Annotated in this window: 8 protein-coding genes; 1 reads left to right on the forward strand and 7 read right to left on the reverse strand. The window is 62.8% G+C overall.

Translation table 11 applies throughout. From position 1 onward, the window contains the following. Positions 1 to 51 precede the first annotated feature (51 nt). The gene (gene rpsT / locus QM600_RS28255; protein ID WP_283265066.1) at positions 52 to 312 is read left to right on the forward strand and encodes a 30S ribosomal protein S20; all 261 of its coding nucleotides are present in this window, start codon (positions 52 to 54) and stop codon (positions 310 to 312) included. A gap of 180 nt (positions 313 to 492) precedes the next feature. Here the strand turns inward: rpsT and holA are convergent, their stop codons facing one another. The 7 genes from holA to QM600_RS28290 all read right to left on the reverse strand — a co-directional run. Next, positions 493 to 1,470, reverse strand: a complete 978-nt coding sequence (gene holA, locus QM600_RS28260) for a DNA polymerase III subunit delta (RefSeq protein WP_283265060.1) — start codon at positions 1,468 to 1,470, stop codon at positions 493 to 495. Continuing rightward, positions 1,467 to 3,827 (reverse strand): ComEC/Rec2 family competence protein, encoded by a 2,361-nt coding sequence (locus tag QM600_RS28265; RefSeq protein ID WP_283265061.1) that lies wholly within the window; start codon positions 3,825 to 3,827, stop codon positions 1,467 to 1,469. The genes holA and QM600_RS28265 overlap by 4 nt, the downstream gene beginning before the upstream one ends. A 14-nt stretch (positions 3,828 to 3,841) precedes the next feature. Further along, positions 3,842 to 4,714 carry a helix-hairpin-helix domain-containing protein gene (locus tag QM600_RS28270; protein ID WP_283265062.1) on the reverse strand — a complete coding sequence of 291 codons (873 nt, stop codon included), beginning with the start codon at positions 4,712 to 4,714 and terminating at the stop codon, positions 3,842 to 3,844. Between the two features lie 82 nt (positions 4,715 to 4,796). Further along, positions 4,797 to 5,639: a DegV family protein gene (locus QM600_RS28275; protein WP_283265063.1), complete on the reverse strand. Its 843-nt coding sequence runs from the start codon at positions 5,637 to 5,639 to the stop codon at positions 4,797 to 4,799. Between the two features lie 4 nt (positions 5,640 to 5,643). After that, a complete protein-coding gene (gene octT / locus QM600_RS28280) occupies positions 5,644 to 6,411 on the reverse strand; it encodes a diglucosylglycerate octanoyltransferase (protein ID WP_283265064.1) in 768 nt (255 codons plus the stop codon). Beyond that, the gene (locus tag QM600_RS28285) at positions 6,398 to 7,069 is read right to left on the reverse strand and encodes a histidine phosphatase family protein (RefSeq protein WP_283265065.1); all 672 of its coding nucleotides are present in this window, start codon (positions 7,067 to 7,069) and stop codon (positions 6,398 to 6,400) included. The genes octT and QM600_RS28285 overlap by 14 nt, the downstream gene beginning before the upstream one ends. Beyond that, a partial coding sequence (locus QM600_RS28290) for an RsfS/YbeB/iojap family protein (protein ID WP_502943130.1) occupies positions 7,066 to 7,227 on the reverse strand: 162 nt, incomplete at its 5' end. The genes QM600_RS28285 and QM600_RS28290, both read right to left, overlap by 4 nt.

Here is a 7,227-nt window from a genome sequence, read left to right on the forward strand (position 1 = left end):
GCCCACAGCTTTCTCGACCGTAACCAGCTAAAGACGACAAGGATTTTACGCGTGGCCAACATCAAGTCCCAGGTGAAGCGAATCCGTACCAACGAGGCGGCCCGACTCCGTAACCAGTCGGTGAAGTCCTCGCTCCGTACCGCGATTCGTTCATTCCGCGAGGCTGCGGCAGCCGGTGACAAGGACAAGGCCAACGAGCTCCTCGTCGCCACCAGCCGCAAGCTCGATCAGGCAGCCAGCAAGGGCGTTATCCACGCCAACCAGGCTGCAAACAAGAAGTCTGCACTCTCGCAGGCTGCCAACAAGCTCTGATACACACTTTCTGACGGTTCGCCGTCATCAGTGGTGCATCAATAGCCGCTCAGGTCACTTCGACCGGAGCGGCTATTGTGCTTTCCGCAGCGAGAGCCATACTGGCAGCAGAGCACACAAGTACGGGCCACAACACATGTGATGTGGCCCGTACTTGTGGTGTCAGATACCTCTCGAGATTCAGTTCCTGCGCAGCGCACACACTTTGCGCACAGCCATCTCCAATGCGAAGGACGAATCAACTGCCGCACCCTTCACATCCGCATTGAGCGCCGCAACAATCTGCATGGCAGCGCCGATCGACGCGGGATCCCAGCCGTTCACTTCCTTGATTGCCTTCTTGACCTTCCACGGCGGCATTCCCAACTCCGACGCCAATCGGAAGGGATCACCATTCCGCGCGTACGGGCCTACCTTCGCGATCGTGTGGACTGCGTCGGCCAGAGCATCAGCCAGAAGCACGTGTGCGGTTCCGATCTGATCAGCCCAACGCAGGGCTTCGACTGCTCCCTTGACGTCGCCGACGATCACCTTGTCTGCGACATCGAATCCGGATACCTCGGCTTTGCCGGCGTAATACTGATGCACCGCTGCGACGTCGATCTTGCCGCCGGTGTCTGCAGCCAACTGCGAACAGGCCGAAGCAAGTTCGCGCAGTTTCGATCCGACGCCTTCGATCATCGCCGTGATGACATCCGGAGATACCTTGACATCGGCGGTGCGGAACTCACCCCGAACGAAGTCTGCTAACTGGTTTTTGCCAAGTTTCGCGGCCTGATGAACTACGGCACCCAATTTTTCCAGCGCCGGCGCCAGCGCTTTTGCGCGGCCACCTCCTGAGTGCAGAACGATGAGAACTACGCCTTCGGATGGTTCGCGAGCAGCATCGAGTACCAGCGCGACGGCGTCCTTGCCTGCCTCCGCGGCAGCTTCCAGCACGATGACCCGATCTTCCGCGAACAGGGAAGGACTCAACAGCTCGGCAAGTTCGGGCGCGTTGGCGTCTCCCGCACGCATCCGCGTCACCGGAAGATCCGTAATGCCTTGGCCTCGATCGCCCCGAACCTCTTTGATGAGCTTGGATACCGCGCGGTCAATCAGGAACTCGTCGTCCCCGAGAACAAGGTGTAGCGGTTCGACGCCAGCCGGATTACTCACCCGAAGATGTTCCCACGAGGTACCGACACCACGGACATGGACCCGTCGCCGTTCCCGTACACCGCGAAGGTGCCGTCACGATCGGTTCGCGCTACGGCTCCTCCCCAGGATTCGAGTTCGCCCAACACTGCGGGATTCGGGTGCCCGAACGTGTTGCCGACGCCGACGCTCACCAACGTCAGTCGTGGGTGAACGGCTTCGAGAAAGGCGTCGGAGGTGGTCCGCGAACCATGATGGGGCAGCTTCAGAATATCCGCCCGTACGTCGATTCCGGCGCGGAGGATCGAGGCTTCACCCGCGGCTTCCGAGTCACCGGTCAGCAGGATCCGCCCAGCGCTCGTGTGCGCCATCAGCACAAGTGATTGATCATTGGCGGATTCAGCTGCGTCGTGGCGGTCACGCGGCACCGCCACTGTGGGACCGAGAACATTCAGGCGCACGGAACCGAGCGTGAACTCCGACCCGCTACGCAGACCGATCATCGGAACCCCTTTCGAACTGGCAACAGTTTCCACATCACGAAAACCTGATTCAGGCAGCAACATCGGACCGACACCCACCGCTGAAACCGAACGACCGGCCAGCACCGCTTCGAGCCCACCGATATGGTCCGCATGAAAATGGCTGATCACCACCAGCGCAATATCGTTGACCCCCAGCATGTTCAGACATCTGTCCATCGATGTCGGATCAGGGCCGACGTCAATCACGACTACGCGACCGTCTCCCGTCGACAACACCAGACCGTCACCCTGCCCGACGTCACACATCACGAATACCCAGCCGGGCGCAATCCGTCCGCCGGAGAACAGATGCTGAAATGACAGTGCCAGAGCAATTCCGAGCACAAATGTGCCGATCACCCATCGCGAGATGCGATTCCAGACCAGCAGCATCGCCACTAGTAACACACCCACGACGAACACCGCTCCGAGAACTCCCGACGGCACGGTCAGATTTGCGCCGGGAACCGCTGCCGCTCGCTCCGAGACGGAGAGCAACCACCACATCGGCGGCCGCACCGTGTGGGCCGCAAGCGTGGCCGTCGGAGCATTGATCAACGCGAGAAGTGCCACGAGGGCACCCAACACCGTGAGCACCCCGACAACAGGTGCGACCAACAGATTCGCCACGATCGCAACAACACTGAGCGTTCCGGCCATCGCGGCCACCACCGGCGCCGTCACGACAAAGGCCGCGCCGGAGACGGCGGTCGCCTCGGCCAGCCACCGTGGCCAGCCGCGCTGACGGAGTCCGTCGACCCACACCGGCGCGAGGATCACCAATGCGCCGGTGGCCGTCGTCGACAATACGAATCCCCAGTCCACGGCAAGTTCCGGCATCACTGTCACCAGAACGATGACCGCGCACCCCAATGCCGGCAGCGCTTGCTTGCGTCGTCCGGTGACCAAACTGAGCAGCCCGATCGTGCCCATCACCGCGGCCCGCAGCACACTGGGCGACGGCCTCGCGATGATCACGAAGGCAACGAGCGTCACCACCGCAAGCGCTGCACCGATACGAGGATCGAGCGACGCCGCCCGCACCAGCAACAAGACAGCGCCGAGAAGAATGCTGATGTTTGCGCCGGAAACCGCGGTGAGGTGCGAAAGCCCAGCGGCAGTGAAGTTGGCCTTGACTACCGGCGACAACGCCGACGTATCCCCCACGACCAGTCCCGGCAACAATCCGGCCTGATCAGCGGGCAGTGCCGCGGCACAAACTGCCGCGAACCGGGACCGTACAGTTCCCGCCCACCGCTGATACCACGGTGCGACACCGACAGCGATCGGCCCACCTTCAGTGGTGATGACCGCCAACGTCAGATCCGATCGACGCGGCGCACTCACCTTTCCCCGCACCGTGAGCACTTGCCCGGGAAGCGTTTTCGGCCAGAGATCACCGGGCGCGCGGATAGTCACCGCACCGCCCGCATCGAATCGCTGGTTGCCTACGGTGGTCGATCGAACGGAGGCACGGAAATACACTTGAGCGGGCCCCATAGACGACGCCATCACCCGCGGGTCTTCGATCGGCGTCACCTGAACGCTCACCCACCCTCCCGACTCCGCCGCTCGCGTCAACGGATGCGCCTCTGCCTCGGACATCCGCCACGCCGTCAGGACACTGAACGCGGTGCCGAACACGAAGGTCACCAATACAACCAGAACCCACGCCGCGTATCCCCGCCTCCGGGCGACGACGAAGAGGCATATACCGACGGCTGCCGACACCGACGCGAGAATCCACGAAATTGTCGAGCCGAAAACGATGCCCGCAGCGGTGACGCTCCATACCGTCAGCGCTGCGGGCACCAATCGAGCATCAAGGACCGGCTGCTCGGTCTCACCGCTCACACCGCTCACACCGCTCACACCGAGACCAGCGGACGCAGCTTGTCGAGCCGAGCCGGACCGATACCGTCTACTTCACCCAATTGTTCTACGTCCGTGAACTTTCCGTTGGACGTTCGCCACGCCGCAATGGCACTTGCCGTGACGGGCCCGACCCCGGGTAGCGTATCGAGCTCTGCTTCGGTGGCAGTATTCAGATTGATCAGGCCCCCACCCGCTGATGCGGCCGGTGCGCCGCCGGTGCCCGCAGCTGTGGAACTTGTCTTGGGAGCCGAATCACCGATCACGCCGACCACCACTTGATCACCGTCGGACAGTTTTTGCGCCAGATTCAAACTCAGGGTGTCCGCGCCCGCGTTCACACCGCCAGCCGCGGTCAATGCATCAGCAACACGTGAGCCGTCCGGAATCGTCACCAATCCAGGGTTGCGTACCAATCCCACAACACTGACCACCACACCCACCGGCGCAGCGACCCCCGAAGATTCGATCGGCGGCGATACGGACTCCGAAGTACTCGGCTGACCCGACGCCGTGATCGGAACGCCCACCGCCGCAGGCAACGGCGGAACTGCCTGCATGGTCGGCGAACCCCACCACACTGTGAACACGCCGATCCCAGCAGCGACAAGCGCAACAATCACCAGAGCCAGGGCGCCTCGGCGGCGTGGACTCCAGCGCATATCCCGCCAGCGCTCGGGCACCGACTGAAACCGAGTGTCGGCAGCGGGAATGTCCGACTCCTCGTCTTCGTCGGATTCGAGCAACCAATCGGGGACAGTTGGTTCGGCGACATCTTCCCGCCCGAAACCGGCACGTGCGCTGGAAAAGTCACCACTCATCGCGGCGAGGCGATCACGCACCCTCTCCCGCTCTTCACTGATCCGCATAAGGGGACGCTAGCGAGCAACGGCGAGCATGTGGCCACAAAAAACTCAGCTGGGGATAACTACCGGCCTGTGGAGAACCGACCTACTGATCCGCACCAGGTTCCGGGAGCTGACACACCACTACACCGATCGCACCAACACCCACATGGGCACCGATCACCGCACTGAAATCGGTGACAACGGTCTCGGCGATGTCCGGAATTCGATCTTGTAATTGCTCGGCAATGCCGTCGGCTCGTTCACGCGCCCTCGTGTGATGAACGGCGATCGCAACGCGGCCGAACCCCGCCCGCTCGACTGCCGAATCAACCAATCGCGCAAGCGCTTTGGTGGTCGTGCGAGTCTTCTCTTTCAACACCAGCTTGCCGTCCACCAGATGCAGCAGCGGTTTCATCGCCAATGCTGTGCCCAATAGTGCTGCGGCCGTACTGATCCTGCCGCCGCGGCGCAACTGATCGAGCTTGTCCACGAAGATGAAGGCACGAGAACGGTCTGCGACGTCGACGGCGCGGTCAAACACGTCATCGAGCGAGGACCCAGCCGCTGCGAATCGCGCGGCCTCCAACGCCGGATACCCCAAACCCATGCCCGCAGAAGCTGAATCGACAATTCGAACCTTGCCGCCGAATTCCAGGGCCGCCTGCCTGCCCGCTTCCCAGGTGCCGGAGAGCTGACGTGAGATGTGCACGGCAACTACACCGCCACCCCGACTCAGTTCGAGCGCGCGGCCGTAAGCTTCGATCAATTCTGCCGGTGACGCACCAGCCGTCGTCACCCCTGCCATATCGTCAGGGATGGTGTCGACGCCTTCGAGGAAATCGCAGCCGTCACGCAGGACGTGCAACGGCACGACCTGAAGCCCACACGCATCAGCCGACTCACGTGGGATGCAGGCGGACGAATCCGTGACGACAACAACTGACACGTCGCTACCCGACCTCGCTCGCCGGAGTGGACACTCGCTGAGCTTCGGCTGCACGGATCGCGCCAATCATGGCCTTGGCGACGCCGACATGGCCGTCCCAACCCCAGTGAATACCGTCAGGATTTCCGTTGTCGGAAAAAACGTTCTCGCGGACAGCGTCGGCAAGATCCACGACAGGCACGTCTTTCTCAGTAGCCCATTCCGTAATCGCAGAAACGGCCGCGGGACGGCCCGCATGGACACTCGCGTACGCGTGACTGCGGTGCACCGACGGCAACGTGGCGATCATCGGCAACTCGGGCCGCATATACTCCAACGCATTTCTCGAGCTCTCGAGATACTCGACGCTCAACTTCGGAGGGAGAGCAACCGGCCGACCGAGCGGCGCGAGCCGCGGTTGCAACCACTGATAGCCCTCACGGACCACGCGTCGTAGCGCCGGTGGGCGGACGTAGCGGATAGTCTCACGCAACGCGGTGGGCAACGGAGAAGGCAGAGAATCCATTCCGCCGACGGCGAAGACAACGGCGCCGGCGCGCGGAACGGCGGCCCACACCCTGGGGTCCTGAGTCAGCGCCCACCACGCGTCGCGGCACGTCCAGCCGATGCGAGCGACGAGCTCGACATCCCAACCCAACTCCTCGGCCACGATGTTCGGCCAGATACGGGGATGGTCGGCTGCAAGTCCACCTTTGGGTCCGAAGTAGGACAGCGAATCGGCAATAACCAACAAGACGGGGCGCTGCCCGTCGGCACTCTCAGAGGACGTCATTTGCGACACTCGCAGAAGCATTCCATACGTCGAGTCGCCATTCGATGGACTGGGGGTCTCCGTGTCCGCTGAGTTGCACCCAACTCGTGTTTCCGAGGCCACCCAAGACCGGCCAACGATCAACCGGCAAGTCCAGCAATGCGGCCGTCAGCGCGGCAATCAGCCCACCGTGCGCCACCAGTACCACTGGCTGCTCGGACCAATCCGGAAGCGACTCCAGAAGTTCCTGCACCACCGGCACGCTGCGCTTCGCGACGTCGATTCGGCTCTCACCGCCGGGTGGGGCGATGGTCGCGTCGGCTCGCCACGTTGCCCGCACGCCAGGCGTCTGCCGGTCGACGTCACCGTGAGTCAAACCCTGCCAGTCACCGAGGTGCGTCTCACGCAGTCGTGGGTCGGTGAGCACCGGCAGGCCGGCAGCATCACCGACGGCAACTGCCGTGAAATACGCGCGACGCAGGTCCGAGGACACGATGGTCAACGGCCTGCGATCGGCGATGACTGGGCCCGCACATTTAGCCTGAGTGCGGCCCAGCTCCGAAAGATCGGTGTCGAGTTGCCCCTGCATCCGAGAATCGGCGTTGTATTCGGTTTGTCCGTGGCGCAACAAAATGAGCCGACGGACACTCGACGCCGCACTGGGCGCCGAGGAAGTCACAGCGAGAGGTCCGACGCGTCCGGCTCGGAAACCGTATCGGTGTCGAATACCGTGTGTGCGTCGGCCGGTCCGGGACGGTTCTCGCCGAGGCCTTCGACCTCTACCGTCGGGCAGTCCTTCCACAGACGATCGAGAGCGTAGAAGTTGCGCTCCTCGTC

It is taken from the genome of Rhodococcus sp. IEGM 1379, from assembly GCF_030056815.1.
In the GTDB taxonomy this organism is placed as follows: domain Bacteria; phylum Actinomycetota; class Actinomycetes; order Mycobacteriales; family Mycobacteriaceae; genus Rhodococcus_F.